This is a genomic window from Collinsella sp. CLA-ER-H4, from assembly GCF_040092395.1.
Classification (GTDB): domain Bacteria; phylum Actinomycetota; class Coriobacteriia; order Coriobacteriales; family Coriobacteriaceae; genus Collinsella.
Genome location: NZ_JBBNLQ010000027.1, coordinates 1 through 1,424 on the forward strand (window position 1 = coordinate 1; position 1,424 = coordinate 1,424).

Below are 1,424 nucleotides of genomic sequence, written 5' to 3' on the forward strand. Positions count from 1 at the left end.
ATGGCAGACATCGCATTCGAGAAGGACCTCTCCGTCGCCGAGACCGGCATCGGGGGCCTGAAGGTCGTCGACCTCGCCGTCCACGGCGACTCGCGCGGCTGGTTCAAGGAGAACTGGCAGCGCGCCAAGATGACCGCCCTGGGCATCCCCGACCTCAAGGTCGTCCAGAACAACGTCTCCTACAACGACAGCCGCGGCGTCACCCGCGGCATCCACGCCGAGCCCTGGGACAAGTTCATCTCCGTGGCCCGCGGCAGCGTATTCGGCGCATGGGTGGACCTGCGCGAGGGCAGCGAGACCTTCGGCAAGGTGTTCACCTGCACGCTCGACCCGAGCAGGGCCATCTACGTCCCGCGCGGCGTGGGCAACTCCTTCCAGGCGCTCGAGGACGGCACCGCCTACACCTACCTGGTGGACGCCCACTGGTCGCTGGAGCTCAAGAGGACCTACACCTTCGTGAACCTCGCCGACCCGGAGCTCGCCATCCAGTGGCCCATCCCGCTCGACGAGGCCACCGTCTCCGAGGCCGACCTCAACCACCCGATGCTGAAGGACGTCGTCCCAATGGCGCCCAGGCGCACCCTCGTCACCGGCTGCGACGGCCAGCTGGGCCATGCTGTGCGCAGGCTGGCGGAGGAGCGCGGCGTCGCCAAGGACTTCGACTTCTGCGACATCGACACCTTCGATATGTCAGACCCGGACGCCTACACACAGTACGACTGGTCGCTCTACGGCACCGTGATCAACTGCGGCGCCTACACCGCCGTGGATAGGGCGGAGACCGCCGAGGGCCGCGCGACCGCCTGGAAGGCCAACGCGACCGGCCCCGCCCTCCTCGCCCGCACATGCTCTGATCACGGGATCACCCTCGTCCACGTGTCCAGCGACTACGTCTTCGACGGCACCGCCGAGGTGCATGACGAGGACGAGCCCCTCAGCCCGCTGTCCGTCTACGGCCAGACCAAGGCCGCCGGCGACATCGCCGTGGCCGGGTGCCCGCGCCACTACATCATGCGCTCCAGCTGGGTCATCGGCGAGGGCCGCAACTTCGTCAAGACGATGAAGGGCCTGTCCGACCGCGTCGCCGACCCCGAGGACGGGCTCGAGCAGGTCACGGTCGTTGACGACCAGCTGGGCCGCCTGACCTTCACGCGCGACATGGCCGAGGCCATCTTCCACGTGCTGGGGACGCACGCCCCCTACGGCACCTACGACTGCACCGGCTCCGGCACCGTCAAGTCCTGGGCCGATATCGCCCGCGCCGTCTTCGAGGCCGCCAACGGCAACGGGGACAGGGTCGTGCCGGTATCGACCGCCGACTACTACGCGAGCGCCGAGGGCCCCGTCGCCCCGCGCCCGGTCCACTCCGCGCTCGACCTGTCCAAGCTCGAGGCTGCCGGCTTCCACATGCCCGACTGGGAGGA

1 protein-coding gene is annotated in these 1,424 nt (G+C 68.8%); it reads left to right on the plus strand.

Translation table 11 applies throughout. From position 1 onward, the window contains the following. Nucleotides 1-1,424: sugar nucleotide-binding protein (locus AAAX34_RS09390; RefSeq protein WP_349111067.1), on the plus strand; the 1,424-nt coding region annotated here is incomplete at both ends.